Origin of the sequence: Kitasatospora sp. NPDC098663 (genome assembly GCF_044760075.1) — a bacterium.
Lineage (GTDB): Bacteria > Actinomycetota > Actinomycetes > Streptomycetales > Streptomycetaceae > Kitasatospora.
In genome coordinates, this window is the sequence record NZ_JBIWAP010000044.1 from 62,911 (window position 1) to 77,868 (window position 14,958).

11 protein-coding genes are annotated in these 14,958 nt (G+C 73.2%); 6 read left to right on the top strand and 5 right to left on the bottom strand.

The genetic code is table 11. The annotated features are described in order from the left end of the window. Positions 1-120 precede the first annotated feature (120 nt). Positions 121-1,356, top strand: a complete 1,236-nt coding sequence (locus ACIQVZ_RS34130) for a cytochrome P450 (protein ID WP_402455468.1) — start codon at positions 121-123, stop codon at positions 1,354-1,356. 66 nt (positions 1,357-1,422) lie between these two features. On the opposite strand, the gene ACIQVZ_RS34135 is transcribed toward ACIQVZ_RS34130, so the two are convergent. Continuing rightward, entirely contained in the window at positions 1,423-1,617 is a 195-nt protein-coding gene (locus tag ACIQVZ_RS34135; RefSeq protein ID WP_402455469.1) for a DUF397 domain-containing protein, read from the bottom strand. Positions 1,618-1,823: 206 nt separating this feature from the next. Here ACIQVZ_RS34135 and ACIQVZ_RS34140 point away from each other — a divergent pair, with 206 nt between their 5' ends. From ACIQVZ_RS34140 to ACIQVZ_RS34150, 3 genes are all read left to right on the top strand, one after another. Beyond that, positions 1,824-3,203, top strand: a complete 1,380-nt coding sequence (locus tag ACIQVZ_RS34140; RefSeq protein WP_402455471.1) for a TIR-like protein FxsC — start codon at positions 1,824-1,826, stop codon at positions 3,201-3,203. Between the two features lie 83 nt (positions 3,204-3,286). Beyond that, the gene (gene fxsT / locus ACIQVZ_RS34145) at positions 3,287-7,207 is read left to right on the top strand and encodes an FxSxx-COOH system tetratricopeptide repeat protein (protein WP_350877763.1); all 3,921 of its coding nucleotides are present in this window, start codon (positions 3,287-3,289) and stop codon (positions 7,205-7,207) included. A gap of 36 nt (positions 7,208-7,243) precedes the next feature. Continuing rightward, entirely contained in the window at positions 7,244-8,212 is a 969-nt protein-coding gene (locus tag ACIQVZ_RS34150) for a 2-hydroxyacid dehydrogenase (RefSeq protein WP_402455474.1), read from the top strand. Positions 8,213-8,216: 4 nt separating this feature from the next. On the opposite strand, the gene ACIQVZ_RS34155 is transcribed toward ACIQVZ_RS34150, so the two are convergent. The 3 genes from ACIQVZ_RS34155 to ACIQVZ_RS34165 form a co-directional block, all read right to left on the bottom strand. Further along, entirely contained in the window at positions 8,217-9,071 is an 855-nt protein-coding gene (locus tag ACIQVZ_RS34155; RefSeq protein ID WP_350877765.1) for an alpha/beta hydrolase, read from the bottom strand. Between the two features lie 23 nt (positions 9,072-9,094). Beyond that, positions 9,095-10,003 carry a DUF4231 domain-containing protein gene (locus ACIQVZ_RS34160; RefSeq protein ID WP_350877575.1) on the bottom strand — a complete coding sequence of 303 codons (909 nt, stop codon included), beginning with the start codon at positions 10,001-10,003 and terminating at the stop codon, positions 9,095-9,097. 220 nt (positions 10,004-10,223) lie between these two features. Then, complete coding sequence (locus tag ACIQVZ_RS34165) at positions 10,224-10,988, bottom strand: sugar isomerase domain-containing protein (RefSeq protein ID WP_387815050.1); 765 nt, start codon at positions 10,986-10,988, stop codon at positions 10,224-10,226. Between the two features lie 222 nt (positions 10,989-11,210). Here ACIQVZ_RS34165 and ACIQVZ_RS34170 point away from each other — a divergent pair, with 222 nt between their 5' ends. Next, positions 11,211-11,903, top strand: coding sequence for a metal-dependent transcriptional regulator (locus ACIQVZ_RS34170; protein ID WP_350877579.1), 693 nt, complete (start codon positions 11,211-11,213; stop codon positions 11,901-11,903). 568 nt (positions 11,904-12,471) lie between these two features. Here ACIQVZ_RS34170 and ACIQVZ_RS34175 read toward each other — a convergent pair. Continuing rightward, positions 12,472-13,176 carry a bifunctional DNA primase/polymerase gene (locus ACIQVZ_RS34175; RefSeq protein WP_350877767.1) on the bottom strand — a complete coding sequence of 235 codons (705 nt, stop codon included), beginning with the start codon at positions 13,174-13,176 and terminating at the stop codon, positions 12,472-12,474. A 315-nt stretch (positions 13,177-13,491) separates the two neighbouring features. On the opposite strand from ACIQVZ_RS34175, the gene ACIQVZ_RS34180 reads away from it, so the two are divergent. Beyond that, a complete protein-coding gene (locus ACIQVZ_RS34180) occupies positions 13,492-14,868 on the top strand; it encodes a transcriptional regulator (protein WP_363619137.1) in 1,377 nt (458 codons plus the stop codon). Positions 14,869-14,958 lie beyond the last annotated feature (90 nt).

A 14,958-nucleotide genomic window follows, 5' to 3' on the forward strand; every position in this document is an offset into this window, starting at 1 on the left:
GTCGTGGCCCGTTGACGACCTCCCCGGGCCGCTCTAGAACGGAGCAAGACCCCGGACACGGTGGGCCGCGCCGCGCACGGACCGCCGGGGCACCCCCGAGAGATCCTGAGGAGCAATGCCATGGCTCCAGACGACAACGGCTGCCCGGTGCTGGACATGACCGCCCGGGCCCTGCACCAGCAGAACGCGGAGCTCCGCGCCGCCGGGCCCGCCGTGCGGGTCGAACTCCCCGGCGGCATCATCGCCTGGTCCGTGACCCGCAGCTCGGTGATCCGCGCCCTGACCGGCGATCCGCGGATCTCCCGCGACCCGCGCAAGCACTGGCCCGGCCTGGCCTCGGTGCCCGAGGGGTGGCCGATGGGCCCGATCGCGTTCCAGCAGAACTTCTTCAACCGCTACGGCGACGAACACCGCTCGGCACGACGACGGATGGCACCCTCGTTCTCGCCCCGCCGGGTGTCCGCGCTGCGGCCCGGGATCGAGGCGACGACCGCCGCCCTGGTCGGCGCGTTCCGTGACCTCGCCCCCGGCGAGGCCGTGGACATCCGCCGGGCCCTCTCGCTCCCGCTCACCATGACGGTGATCTGCGACCTCTTCGGCGTACCCGCCGACATGCGGCCGCAGATCGGCCGGTCGATGGACACCCTGCTGACGACGACGGCGACGACCGAGCAGATGACGCTCTCGCGGGCGGAGATCAACGTGGTGCTGGCCGAACTGCTGGAGCTCAAAAGGCGCGAGCCCGGGCCCGACCTCGCCAGCGACGTGGCCGCCGTCAGCACCGGCGGCGACACGGGCCGCGAAGAGGAGGAGTCCCGCGACGAGCTCTTCCTGATGCTCGGCGCCGGGTACGAGACCGCCGTCAACCTCATCACCAGCGCCGTCCAGGCGCTCCTCACCCACCCCCGCTACCTGGCCCAGGTCCGCGAGGGCACCCTCGCGTGGGGGGACGTCATCGAGGAGACCCTGCGCCACGAGAGCCCGGTGATGCACATCCCGCTCCGCTACCCGCTGGAGGACATCGACCTCGGCGAGGGCGTGGTCATCCGGCAGGGCGAGCCGATCCTGCTCGGATTCGGCGCGGCCGGCCGGGACCCGGAGGTCCACCCGGACCGGCCGGACGACTTCGACCCGACCCGCCCCGACAAGGAACACCTGTCCTTCGGCTACGGCCCGCACTTCTGCCTCGGCGCACCCCTGGCCCGGCTGGAGGCCGAAGTAGCCCTGGACGGCCTCTTCGGCGCCTACCCCGGCAGCGTCCTGGACCCGGCCAGCCCGCCGCCGGCCCGGCTGGAGTCCGTGATCATCAGCGGCCTGTCCGAGCTCTGGATCGTCCCGACGCCCGCCGCGGTGTGACGGCGGTACCTGGGGGAAGGGCGGCTCCCGCGAGTTCGCGGGAGCCGCCCTTCTGTGCTGTGTGGGTCAGGCGATGAAGTGGTCGAACTCGCCGGCCTTGGCGCCGAGGAGCCAGGCGTTGAGCTTGGCGCGGGTGGTGGTGACGATGTGAGTGGGGTTGTCGGACTCGCGGAGGTAGACGAGGTCGCCGTCGGAAGCGATCTCGATGCAGTTGGCTTCCTCCCCGCTGAAGCTCGGCTGCTGCCAGTTGAGGTGGTCCATGGCTACCTTCCTTGTACTCCGTGGCGGACGTGCTGGAGCAAGCCCGGGAGCCACGATAAGCGGGCGCACAGCCGCGTCGTTTCGGTCATGTCAATTCGTGCGACTCGTTGTGCTATTCCCTTGGGTCCTCAGTCGTTCCTACACTGAGACCCCGCCGCACGGGGGCTGCGGGAACCAGGTTGCCGACGGGCCCGGGGGAGGCGCGTGTGAACGACCGTGGCTGGGACGAGGACGATGCCCGGCCGTACTTCTTCCTCTCCTACGCGCACACCCCGAAGGCCGGCACGCGCGGAGCCGGTGATCCGAACCACTGGGTCCGCCAGCTGTACCGGGACCTGTGCGAGGCGGTGCTGCAACTGACCACCGTCCCGGCCGGGGTGCCGGTCGGCTTCATGGACGAGTCCATGCACCAGGGGGAGTTGTGGGCGGAGCGGCTGTCGGAGGAGCTGGCGACCTGCCGGGTCTTCGTACCGCTGTACTCGCCCCGCTACTTCAACAGCGTCCCGTGCGGGCAGGAGTGGCATGCCTTCACCCGCCGCCCGGTGTACCCGGCGACGATCGACGCGGAGCGCACCAGCGGCATCGTGCCGGTGCTGTGGGCGCCGATGAGCCGCTACCGGCTGCCCAAGGTCGCCAGTGAACTCCAGTTCAACCACGCCAGTTTCGGGCCGGACTACGCCACCGAGGGCCTGTACGCGCTGATGAAGCTCACCTACTTCCGCTCCGCCTACGAGCTGGCCGTGCACCGGCTGGCGGCGCGGATCGTGCAGGTGGCGGAGGAGACGGTGATCCCGGTCGGGCGGCGGCTGGACTTCAACGGGCTGCCCAGCGCCTTCGACGTGAGCGCGCCGACCAAGCAGCTGCGGATCTCCGTACTCTCCTACCATCAGGGTGAGGTGCCGCCCGACCGCAATCCCGACTTCTACGGCGCCCGGCGCACCGACTGGCACCCCTATCGACCGGCCGGCTCGCCGATCGCCCAGCACGCGGTGCGGCTGGCCCGGCAGTTGGGGTTCCAGCCGACCGTGCACGAGTTCGACGACGAGGTCGAATCCATCATCGAGGGGGAGGCGGCCGCCCCCGGCCTGCTCCTGCTCGACCGGTGGGCGCTGCGCGATCCGGACCGCCGGGAGCTCGTCCGCCGCTTCGACCGCTCGGACGCCACCTGGGTGAGCGTCCTGGAGCCGTGGAACACCGAGGATCCCGAGTGCGAGGAACGCGGCGGCGAACTCGGCGAGTTGAGCGACCAGGCGCTGCGCATCACCCGGCGGGCGAGCCGCCCCAGCTTCCTCGGCGTGACCGGCCCGACCGGGCTGAACACCCTGGAGGACTTCGACGACGCGCTGCCCCGGGCCGCCATGAAGGCCAAGTACGCCTTCGAGGGCCGCACCAGGGCCGAGCCGGAGGATCCGCCGCCGCCCCGCCCGAACCTGCGGGACGCGTTCCGGCGCGGCCCGGGCGCGGCCCCGTTCGGCCGCGAGGCCCCCTTCGGGCAGGACGGCTCCGGAAGCGACGACCACCCAGACCGTGACGACGGCGATGACCCCGATGACGGGATGGCGCCCTTGGGAGGACGACCCAGATGAGCGAGAACCCCACCAGGAACTTCCGCCTCGGGGGCCTCACCGTGGCCGAACTGGCCGCCCAGCGGGAGGCCGAGCGACGGTCCGTGGAGCAGGACCGCAACGGTCGGATCATCACCTTCTACTCCTACAAGGGCGGCACCGGGCGCACCATGGCGCTCGCCAACACCGCCTGGATCCTGGCCGCCAACGGCTACCGGGTGCTCACCGTGGACTGGGACCTGGAGGCGCCGGGCCTGGCCAAGTTCTTCCACCCCTTCCTCGACCCGGCCTCGCTGGCCGGCACGACCGGGATGATGGACCTGATCGCCGAGTACCGCGAGGAGGCCCTGCGCCCGGTCGAGCACGCCGAGGGCTGGCACCTGGACTTCGCCAGGGTGCACCCGCACGCGCTGTCGCTGTCCTGGCCGCTGTTCCCGACCGGGGGCAGCCTGGACTTCCTGTCCGCCGGCCAGTTCAACCGGGACTACTCCGAGGCCGTCACCCACCTGGACTGGGACATCTTCTACGACCGCTTCGACGGCGGGCAGTTCTTCGACGCCCTCAAGGCCGACATGAGCAAGCGGTACGACTACGTGCTCATCGACTCGCGCACCGGACTGTCCGACATCGCCGAGATCTGCACCGTCCAGATGCCCGACGACCTGGTGGTCTGCTTCACCCTGAGCGACCAGTCCATCGACGGTGCCTCCCGGATCGCCCAGCACATCCACGACCGCTACCGCGAGCGCGGCATCCGCATCCTGCCCGTCCCGATGCGCATCGACGAGGGCGAGAAGGAGAAGGCCGACGCGGGCCGCTCCCTCGCCCGGGTCCGCTTCGACGGGCTGCCGACCGGCCTCAACGGCGAGGAACTCGCCGCCTACTGGGGCTCGGTGGAGATCCCGTACCGGCCGTTCTACGCCTACGAGGAGATCCTCGCCACCTTCGGCGACCAGACCGGCACCCCCACCTCGATGCTCGCCGCCTGCGAGCGGCTCACCGCGATGATCACCCAGCGCAAGGTCACCTCCCTGCCGGTCATGGACGAGGAACTGCGGCTGCGCTACGTGGACGCGTTCACCCGCCGCCGCCCGTCCGTCCCCGCCGACCTCTACCTCTCCTACGTCCCCGAGGACCGGATGTGGGCGGACTGGATCGAGTCCGTGCTCACCCGGGCCGGCTTCCGGGTGCTGCCCCGCGACCTCAGCGCCGGCACCGACCCGCGCGAGGAGACCGAACGCGGCATCGACGCCGCCTACCGGACCGTCGCCGTGCTCTCGCCCGCCTACCAGCGCTCCCCGCAGGCCCGGGCGCTGTGGGAGTCCGTGGTCAACTCCGACCCCGCCGGCACCCGGCGCCAGCTCGTCCCCGTCCGCGTCGGCGACGTCAGGCTCACCGCGCCCTTCAGCAACCGCAACCCCGTCGACCTCGTCGGCCGCGACGAGGCGCAGTCCGTCCAGACCCTGCTGCGCGCCCTCGGCCGCGGCGACGTCGCCCTGACCGAGTCCAACGGCGGCGGGCCGCGCTTCCCCGGCAGCAAGCCGACCGTGTGGGACGTCCCGCCGCGCAACCCCTCCTTCACCGGCCGCGCCGCCGTCCTGGAACAACTGCGCAACCAGCTGCGCGGCGGCATGGCGGCCGTCCTGCCCACCCCCCAGACGCTGTACGGGCTCGGCGGCGTCGGCAAGACCCAGGTCGCGCTGGAGTACGCGCACCGGTTCATGTCCGACTACGACCTGGTCTGGTGGATCGACGCCGAACAGACCGAACTCGTCGCCCCCGCCCTCGCCGACCTCGCCCGCCGGCTCGGCCTGCGCGTCGGCGACTCCGTCACCGAAGCCGCCGAGGCCGCCCGGGAGGCGCTGCGCCGCGGCGTGCCCACCTCGCGCTGGCTGCTGATCTTCGACAACGCCGACGAACCGGCCGAGATCCGCCGCTTCTTCCCCGGCGGCTCCGGCCACATCCTGGTCACCTCCCGCAACCAGGCGTGGACCGGGCACGCCGAGGCGCTGGAGGTGGACGTCTTCACCCGCGGCGAGAGCGTCGAGCACCTGTGCCGGCGCGCCCGCGGCCTGTCCCGCCCGGACGCCGACCGGGTCGCCGAGGCGGTCGGCGACCTGCCGCTCGCCGTCGAGGTCGCGGCCGCCTGGCTGGACACCACCGGCACCCCGGTGGAGACCTACGTCGCCCAACTGCACGCCGAGGCGGCCCGCGCGCTGGCCGTCGCCCGCCCCGCCGACTACCCGACCCCGGTCGGCGCGACCTGGAACGTCTCCATCGGCCGGCTGCGCCAGCAGTCCCCGGCCGCCGTGCGGCTCCTCCAGCTCTGCGCGTTCTTCGCGCCCGAGCCGATCTCGATGAACCTCTTCTACAGCGACCAGATGATCCGGGCGCTCGTGAAGTACGACGCCGACCTCAGCGACAAGTTCATGCTGGGCAAGGTGATCCAGGCGATCGGCCGGTACGCGCTGGCCAAGGTCGACGCCGGCAGCAACAGCTTCCAGGTGCACCGGCTCGTCCAGGCGGTGATCCGGGCCGAGATGACCGACGACGAACAGGAGATCGCCGTCCACGAGGTGCATCGCATCCTGACCGGCGCCCGGCCGGTCCTCGGCGACACCGACGACCCCGCCAACTGGCCCGCCTTCGACGAGATCTGGCCGCACCTGTCGCCCTCCAAGGCGCACAACTGCGACGAGGCGGACACCCGCCAGCTGCTCATCGACCGCGTCCGCTACCTCTGGAAGCGCGGCGAACTCGACCGCGCCCGCGACCTCGGCCACGCCCTGGACACCGAGTGGACCAACAAGCTCGGCGAGAACGACCGGCAGACCCTGCTGCTGCGCTTCCAACTCGCCAACGTGCTGCGCTCCCAGGGCAACTACGCGGAAGCCCTGGCCCTGGACGAGGACACCCTGGAACGCCAGCGGGCCCTGCTCGGCGAGCACCACCCGTACACCCTGATGACGGCCGGCTCCCTCGGCGCCGACCGCCGGGCACTCGGCCGGTTCCAGGCCGCACTCGACCTCGACCGCGAAATCCTCGACCAGTTCCGCGAGTTGTTCGGCGACGACAACCCGCGCACGCTCTCCATGGCCAACAACCTGGCCATCGACTACCGGCTCGTCGGCAACAGCGAGGCCGCCCGCGAACTCGACCAGGAGACCCTCGACCGGCGCACCGCCGTCCTCGGCCCCCGGCACCCCTACACCCTCTCCACCAAGTCCAACCTCGCCCGCGACCTGCGCGAACTCGGCGACTACCGCGGCTCGGTGGACCTGCTCCAGGAAGTCACCTCCGACCTCGGCGACGTCCTCGACCCCGACCTGCCGGAGAACCTGCGCAACGCCAAGTCGCTGGCCGTCTCACTGCGCCGCATCGGCGCGCTCGCCGAAGCCCGCCGGATCACCAAGGAGACCTACGAGCGCTACCTGGAGCGCTACGGCGCCGACGCCCCCGACGCGCTCGCCTGCGCGCTCAACCTGGCCGCCGACCACAGCGCCTCCGGCGACAAGGAGGCCGCCCGCGACCTCTGCTCCACCGTCTTCGAAGGCCACCGCCGCCTGTTCGGCGACGAACACCCCTTCACCCTGGCCTGCGCCAACAACCTCGGCATCTACCTGCGCGGCAGCGGTGACATCCAGGGAGCCATCGAACGCGGCCGGCTCACCGTCGAGGGGCTGACCGACTCCGTCGGAGCGGACCACCCGTACACCCTCAACGCGGTGATCAACCTGGCCAACGCCTACGGCGACGACGGCCAGATCGGCCTCGCCGAGGAACTCGGCCGGGCCGCCTACCAGGGCCTGTGCGAGCGCTACACGCCCCGGCACCCGGACGCCGTCGCCTGCGAGGCCAACCTGTCGATCACCCTGCGCTCGGCCGGCCGGCACACCCAGGCCGCCGAACTGCGGGCCCGCGCGATCGGCGAGCTGATCCGGCAGTTCGGCGAGGAGCACCCCAACACGGTCGCGGCGCGCGGCTGGAAGCGGATCAACCGGGACCTGGAGCCGCAGCCGGTGTAGGCGAGCGACCGGGGGCGGCGAGTACGCTGCGGGACCATGAGCGAGCAGACCCCGCCCCCGGTCCTGGTCACCCGGCGCCTCGCGCCCGGGGTGATCGAACGGCTCACCGCGCGCCACGCCGTCACCTGCCACGACTCCGACCGGGCGATGGACCGGGCCGACCTGCTGGCCGCCGTCCGCGGCCGCCGCGCCGTGCTCACCACCCTGGACGACCGGGTCGACGGCGAGTTCCTGGACGCGGCCGGGCCGCTCCTGGAGATCGTCGCCAACCATGCCGTGGGGCACCACAACATCGACCTGGCCGCCTGCGCCGAACGCGGCGTGCTGGTCTCCAACACCCCCGGCGTGCTCACCACCGCCACCGCCGACATGGCCTGGGCGCTGCTGCTGGCCGCCACCCGCCGCCTCGGCGAGGGCGAGCGCCTGCTGCGCTCCGGCAGCCCCTGGACCTGGGCGCCGAACTTCCTGCTCGGCATGGAGCTGGCCGGCACCCCGCTGGGCGTGCTCGGCATGGGCCGGATCGGGCAGGCGGTGGCCCGCCGGGCCCGCGCCTTCGACATGCCGGTCAGCTACCACAACCGCCGCGAGCTGCCGCCCGAGCAGGCCGACGGCGCCACCTGGCGGCCGCTGGAGGACCTGCTCGCCCACTCCACGGTGCTGGTCGTCACCGCCCCGCTCAGCGCCGCCACCCGGCACCTGCTGGACGCCCGCCGCCTCGCCCTGCTGCCGCGCGGGGCGGTGGTGGTCAGCATGACCGCCGCAGTGGTGGACGAGGAGGCGCTGGCCGCCGCGCTGGAGTCCGGCGCGCTGTTCGCCGCCGCCGTGGACAACTTCGAGCACGAGCCGGCCGTCCCGTCCGCGCTGCTCGCCCAGGAACGCGCCGTCCTGGCCCCGCACCTGGGCAGTGCCACCGTCGCCACCCGGCAGGCGATGGGCGGCCTGGCCGTGGACAACGTCCTGGCCGTGCTGGGCGGGGGAGCGCCGGTCACCCCGGTGACGGCCTGAGGCCTCAGCCCGCCGCCCAGGCCAGGGCGGTGGTCAGCACCCGGAACGCGCCGAAGTGCGCGGCGCCGGGCTCCAGGAAGAGTTCGGCGCCGGGGATGTGGTCGCCCAGCCAGCGGGAGTGCTCGACCGGGGAGAACTGGTCGTCGGTGCCGTGCCACAGCCAGCTCGGCACCGCGATGTCCTCGACCTTGAACCCCCAGTCGGCGGTGAACGCCAGCACGTCGTCGATCCAGCCGTCCGCGCCGTGCCGGAACGCCTCCCGGTAGTTGCTCTGCAGCATCCGCCGCAGCCCGTTGTCGGCCACCACCTCCCGGTCGGCGGGCGACAGTTCGGGCCGCAGCCCGTTCAGCAGCCGGACCGGGTCGTCCTTGATCTGCCGGGAGCGGAACTCCATCGCGTCGGCGATCCGGCCGTGCCCGCGCTCCGCCTCCTGGTAGGCGTGCACGTTCGACGGGGTCATCCCGGCGTACCAGTCCAGGCCGGCCGCGTTGCGCGGCGCCAGGCCGACCAGCACCGCCACCCGGCTGACCCGCTCCGGCAGCAGCGCCGCGCAGGCCAGCGCGTGCGGGCCGCCGCCGGAGCGGCCGAGCACCGCGAAGCCGTCCAGCTTGAGGTCGTCCGCGATGGCCCGCACGTCGGCGGCCGCCGCGCTCACCCGGCGGCCGAACTGGCGGGTCGAGTCGCCGTAGCCCGGCCGGTCGTAGGAGATCAGCCGCACCCCCAGCCGGTACAGCACGGTGCTGCGCGGGTGCGGGCCCACCCGGCTGCCGGGCATGCCGTGCAGCAGGAACACCGGGCGGCCGCGCGGGTCGCCCAGGGATTCGACGGCGAGGGCGCGACCGTCCGGGGCCTTGACCATCCGTAACGACACCTGCGGCCTCCTCAGTGGTCCCGGTCGGTGGTGGTGCGGATCTCCCGGCGGGCCTGCCAGGTGGTGTGCTCGCGGGAGACCGCGTCCTCGGCGTCCCGGGCCAGCCGGGCCCAGAGCTCCTCGGCGTCCGCCGACTCCACGTCCAGCCGGGCCAGTTGGCGCCGGATGAGCTCCAGCTCGTCGGCGGCCAGCCCGTACGCGGCGGCCAGCGGGCGGTACTGGCGCAGCTGCGCCCACGCGGTGATCGAGGCGGCCACCGCCGAGACGGTGCCCAGCGCGTCGTAGGTGAACGCGCCGAGCGCCCGCAGCACCGCGAGCACCAGCCCGAGCGCCGGGAGCACCACGCCCAGCACCCCCGCCAGGGCTCCGGCCCGGGCGCAGTACCGGGACTTGGCGCGGTACCAGTCGTGCTGCACCTGGATCCGCTCGCTCAGGTACACCTCGCGCCGCACCGCGAGCGGCTGCTCGCGCAGGTCGCGCATCGCCGCCGTGATCCCGGCGAGCTCCGCCCCGGCGCCCGGCGTGACCACCCGGCTGTCCCGGAAGGCGCCCAGCACCCCGCCGAGCTGGACGCGGTACAGGCCCTCCGCGTCCGGCAGGGTGTGCGGCGGCGGCTGGTAGGCGTCCGCCCGGACGGCGAACTTCCAGGCCAGCGTCTTGACCGACTCGGCGGCGGCCCGGCCCTCGTACCAGAGCCCCTGCGGGTTCTGCCGGCTGATCACCACCGCGAGGACGATCGCGCCGAGGTAGGCGGCGGCCGCCGGCCAGGCCCACGGCTCGCCGTCGGCCGAGCCGGTCGCGGCGGCGGCCACCAGCAGGAGCAGCTCCCAGGCGGAGAGCAGCACCGAACGCCGCTGGCCGCGCAGCGAGGCCGCGTCGGCGGCCCAGAAGAACCCGGGCAGCAGTTCCCGCTCGCGCACCCACCCCGTCCGTCCCGCCCCAGACGCCATGTCCGGCCCCCACCCGTCGCTCCGGTCGCACCGCCCTCCTGCCCCGGGCGGCTTCCCGGTACGCCTGGCCCGCCCCCGGGCAGCCCGCAATGGCCGGGATGCCCCGGTGGATTGTCCGGCCCGGGTACGTTCGGTGGGCGGGCGGACACCCTGCGTGGCCCGGCGTGCCCGTGGGCGCGACCGGTGGGCGTCAGTAGGTGTAGAGGATCCGGTCGGCGTTGTCGGCCATCTGCTTGGCGTTCCACTCGGTGCCGCCGGGGACGTTGCCGGAGCGGAACAGCGGCGGGGCCGCGGTGGTGCCCTCGGCCGCCGCGTCGGCCAGCCGGCCGACCGCCGAGGCGACCACGGCCTGCATGAGGGCGCTGGTCACGATGGTGGAGACCGGGCCGAAGGTGGTCTCGGCGGCCGGGTGGGTCAGCTCGCCGTCCCCGACCGCGATCTTGCTGTCCAGCACCACGTCGCAGTTGTCCTTCAGGTACGTGCCGGACGGGTGCGCCGGGGGCACCTCGCCCGGGTACGCCAGCGAGGTCACGCCGATCACCTTCAGGCCGCGGTCCCGGGCGTACCGGGCCAGCTCGACCGGCATCACCTGGCGGCCGGACAGCGAGATCACGAACAGCAGGTCGCCGGAGGCGGCCGGGGTCAGGTCCAGGGTGGTGGTGGCCAGGCCGGACACCCGCTCCAGCGCGCTGGCCAGCGGCGCGGGCATCACCGTCACCCCCGCCATCCCGGGGACGTTCAGCAGGTTCATCGGGACGAGTCCGCCGGCCCGGTAGACCACGTCCTGGGCCGGCAGCGCGGAGTGCCCGGCGCCGAAGGTGAACACCCGGCGGCCCTCGGTGATCGCCTCGGCGAGCAGTGCCGCGGCGGCCTCGATGGCGTCGGCCTCCTCCTCCCGGACCCGCTGGAGATGGGCGATCGCGGCGTCGAAGTACCGGCCGACCAGGTCGTTCATCTGTTGCCTTCGCTCTCTGCCGGTGGGGGAGCCGGCCGGGTGGGGCGGGCCGGGAGGGTCCGGGCCGCCAGTGGAGAAAGCTACGGCGAGCACCGTGGCGCCCCGGCGGCACCGCTGTCAACAGGAACGAAAACCGGGACCCGGGGCCCTTGCGCGGGCCCGGTTGTCGGTGCAGTACGTCAGAATTGGCGGTGAGGACACCGAAGAACGGAGCCAGCGGCGATGTCTGGGCTGATCGACACCACTGAGATGTACCTTCGCACCATCCTGGAGCTGGAGGAGGAAGGCATCGTTCCGATGCGCGCCCGGATCGCCGAGCGATTGGAGCAGAGCGGCCCGACGGTCAGCCAGACGGTCGGCCGGATGGAGCGCGACGGGCTGTTGCAGGTAGCGGGGGACCGACACCTCGAACTGACCGACGACGGGCGCCGGCTCGCCGTGCGCGTCATGCGCAAGCACCGCATCGCCGAGTGCCTGCTCGTCGACGTGATCGGCCTGGAGTGGGAGCAGGTCCACGAGGAGGCCTGCCGCTGGGAGCACGTGATGAGCGAGACGGTCGAGCGCAAGGTGCTCGCCATGCTCGGCCACCCGACCCAGTCCCCGTACGGCAACCCGATCCCGGGCCTGGACGAGCTGGGCGACGCCAAGGCCGAGGGCGAGGGCTTCGACGCCGCGCTCGTCCCGCTGGACACCGTCAAGCCGGGCGACGGCGGCGCCAGCGTGGTGGTCCGCCGGATCGGCGAGCCGATCCAGACCGACGGCGAACTGATGCGCACGCTGCGCCGGGCCGGGATCCGGCCGGGCTCCACCGTGCGGGTCAGCGCCGGCGTCGGCGGCGTGCTGGTCGGCACCGGGGAGAACGCGGCGGAGCTGGGCAAGGACATCGCCCAGCACGTCTTCGTCGCCCAGGCCTGAGGAACGCGCCCCCGGGCCCGGAGGAACGCTTCCGGGCCCGGGGAACGTGCTTCCCGGAACGACGCGAAGGGCCCGCTGCTCCCCGTGCAGCGGGCCCTTTCGCCTCCCCGTTCCCTCCCTGTCCCCTCCGTCCCTCCCTGTCCCCTCCGTCCCCTCCGTTCCCTCCCGGCCCCTCCACCGCCTCGCCCGGCTTCCCCGTCCGAGCGCTCCCTCCGGCGTCCCCTCGCACCGCAATTCCTCCCCTCGGCCGATCATGGCAATCCTTGAGCGCTGTCACTCGTCCGGGGGGCTTTCGTCCATGATCAGCGGGTACACGGAGGCCTTATCCGCACATGCGTGTGACGGGCCTCGCCTCCGGTGGGAGACAAGGCCCGTCAGCCGGGCGCGGGGTGTCGCGCGCTGCGCGCCCTCACCCGATAGGCGGAGGGCGGCCGTTCACGGGGCGGTGAATCGAGGCGGTTCACGAGGCCGCTCACGAGACGGTGAACCAGGGCGGTGAACCAGGGCGGTGAACCGCGGTGGTGAACCAGGGTGGTGAACCGCGGCGGTGAATCGCTGCCGTGCCCGGTCAGCGCACCGCTGCCGCCGGCTGGGCGGGCTGGGGGTGGGCGGCCGCGGGCGCCTCGCGTCCGCAGGCGTACGCGAGCGGGCTGATCAGCTCGGCGGCGTCGGGCAGCCAGCGGTTGAGCGCCGAGGGGGAGCGGGCCCACTGGGCGTAGCCGGTGCCGCCGATCCGGGAGGGCGGGGCGACCGTCCAGTCCCCTTCGCCGCGGGCCACCAGGTCCAGCCGGCCGGGCGGCCAGCCGAGCTTGCGGAGCATCTCCGGCAGCTTGGCCGCGACCCCGGGCAGCACCAGGAAGTGCAGCCGCCGACCGATCCGGCCGGGCGAGGCGGGCAGCACCGCGACCGGGCCCAGCTGGAGGTCCATCCGCTCCATCCGCGCCAGCGCCAGGCAGCCGGCCGTCTCCGGGACGTCCAGGACGTCGAAGGACCGGCCGGTGGGCAGCAGGATCGAGGCCTGCGGCCGCTCGGTCCACCAGCGCCGCACCGCCCCCGGCCCGGCGCTCGCCTTGCGGGCCCAGTCCGCGTCGAGCGGGTGGGCCCCCGGCAGCAGGCAGCGCCGGTCGCCGCAGGAGCAGCGGGCGGGCCCGTCGCCGTCGATCAGCCAGGCGCCGGGAGCGACCTCCCAGTGGCGGTTCTCGGCGTAGCCGACGGCTTCGACGAGCAGCGGGGGCAGTGCGGCGGTCTTGCCCTGGTCGGGGGAGTCGGGGATGTCTTCCACGCGAAGCTCAACTACCGTGTGTGAGGCTGGTTACGGCCCGGCGCAAGCCGGTTGGGCGCATACCGGCAATGTCACCCGAACCGGTTACTCGACCGAGTTGAGGCGGGCGGGGGCAGGCGCAGTGGGGGCGCACAGGAGCATTTCCCAGGGCGCGTGGGGGGTGCGGATCGTCACCGTGGGTATCCCGCTGGCGTTGCTGATCGCTAACCTGGTGTCAGATTCCTTGGACGGTCGGACAGTCGGCAACAGATCAGCAGAATCGTCGCCCGCCGGCCGGGACCGGAGGGTGTGGGGAGGCGAAACCCAATGGCCGCAAGACCACTCGTCGCACGACAGCCCAACGAGCGTCTGCAGCAACTGATCCAGGAGGCCAGCTGCTCCAACGCCGGCCTGGCCCGGAGGGTCAACCTCTGCGGCGCCGAGCACGGTCTGGACCTGCGCTACGACAAGACCTCCGTCGCCCGCTGGCTGCGCGGGCAGCAGCCGCGCGGGCAGGCACCGGCCGTGATCGCCGAGGCCCTCGGCCGCAAGCTCGGCCGCAGCGTGTCGGTCGAGGAGATCGGCATGGCCGACGGCAAGAACCTCAGCTCCGGCATCGGGCTCCAGTTCGCGCCGACCCTGAACGCCGCCCTGGAGCAGGTCTGCGAGCTCTGGCGCAGCGACGTCGGGCGGCGGGACTTCCTGACCGGGGCCACGGTCGCGGCCTCCGCGCTGGTGGAGCCCAGCCGGGACTGGCTGATCACCCCGCCCGACCCGGTGGTGGCGCGCACCGGCGGCCCCCGGGTCGGCCCGACCGACGTGGCCGCGATCAAGGCCACCACCGCGATGCTGGTCGACCTGGACCACCGCTTCGGCAGCGGTCACGTGCGCCCGGTGGTCGTGCACTACCTCAACTCGGTGGTCTCCAGCCTGCTCGGCGGGGCGTACCGGGACGAGACCGGGCGCCAACTCTTCGCCGCGGTGGCCCGGTTGACCGAACTGGCCGGTTACATGGCGGTGGACACCGGCCAGCCCGGCCTGGCCCAGCGCTACTACATCCAGGCGCTCCGGCTCGCCCAGGCGGCCGACGACCGCGGCTACGGCGGCTACGTGCTGGCGGCGTCGATGAGCCACCTGGCGGCGACGCTCGGCAACCCGCGGGAGATCGCCCAGCTCGCCCGCGCCGCGCAGGAGGGCGCCCGGACGGTCGCCACCCCGACGGCGATGGCGATGTTCTACGCCGCCGAGGCCCGCGGCCACGCCCTGCTGGGGGATGCCCGCTCCTGCGAGGCGGTGTCGGCCAAGGCGCTGGAGATGATGGAGAAGCGTCGCCCGGAGGACGACCCGGACTGGATCGTCCACTTCGACGACGCCTACCTGTCGGACGAACTGGCCCACTGCCACCGGGACTTGGAGCAGGCAGGCCAGGCCGAGCACTACGCCCGCCGGGCGCTCGACCTGCACCCGCCGACCCGGGTCCGCCGCCGCGCGGTGGACCTCGTCCTGCTCGCCACCGCCCAGTTGCAGCAGCGGGACCTCGAACGCGCCTGTGAGACGGGCGCGCAGGCGGTCCGGCTGCTGAGCGGGCTGCGGTCCAACCGGGGCGTGGAGTACCTGGACGAGTTCCGGCGCAGGCTGGAGCCCTACCGGGAACAGCGGGTGGTCCGCGAGTTCCACGCCCGGGCGGATGCGGAGGCTGCCTAGAAGGCTCCTGAAGATCTTGTTGGTGGAGGGGCTGTCCCGGTTGGGGACAGCCCCTCCTGCGTTATGTGGTGGTGGGGGTGATGGCCCAGG

What these genes read in the sequence shown, in the direction of transcription:
- ACIQVZ_RS34165 (WP_387815050.1), bottom strand. Translation starts at nt 10,988, where the DNA reads ATGAACGACCTGGTCGGCCGGTACTTCGACGCCGCGATCGCCCATCTC.
- ACIQVZ_RS34155 (WP_350877765.1), bottom strand. Translation starts at nt 9,071, where the DNA reads ATGGTCAAGGCCCCGGACGGTCGCGCCCTCGCCGTCGAATCCCTGGGC.
- ACIQVZ_RS34170 (WP_350877579.1), top strand. Translation starts at nt 11,211, where the DNA reads ATGTCTGGGCTGATCGACACCACTGAGATGTACCTTCGCACCATCCTG.
- ACIQVZ_RS34135 (WP_402455469.1), bottom strand. Translation starts at nt 1,617, where the DNA reads ATGGACCACCTCAACTGGCAGCAGCCGAGCTTCAGCGGGGAGGAAGCC.
- ACIQVZ_RS34180 (WP_363619137.1), top strand. Translation starts at nt 13,492, where the DNA reads ATGGCCGCAAGACCACTCGTCGCACGACAGCCCAACGAGCGTCTGCAG.
- ACIQVZ_RS34150 (WP_402455474.1), top strand. Translation starts at nt 7,244, where the DNA reads ATGAGCGAGCAGACCCCGCCCCCGGTCCTGGTCACCCGGCGCCTCGCG.
- ACIQVZ_RS34130 (WP_402455468.1), top strand. Translation starts at nt 121, where the DNA reads ATGGCTCCAGACGACAACGGCTGCCCGGTGCTGGACATGACCGCCCGG.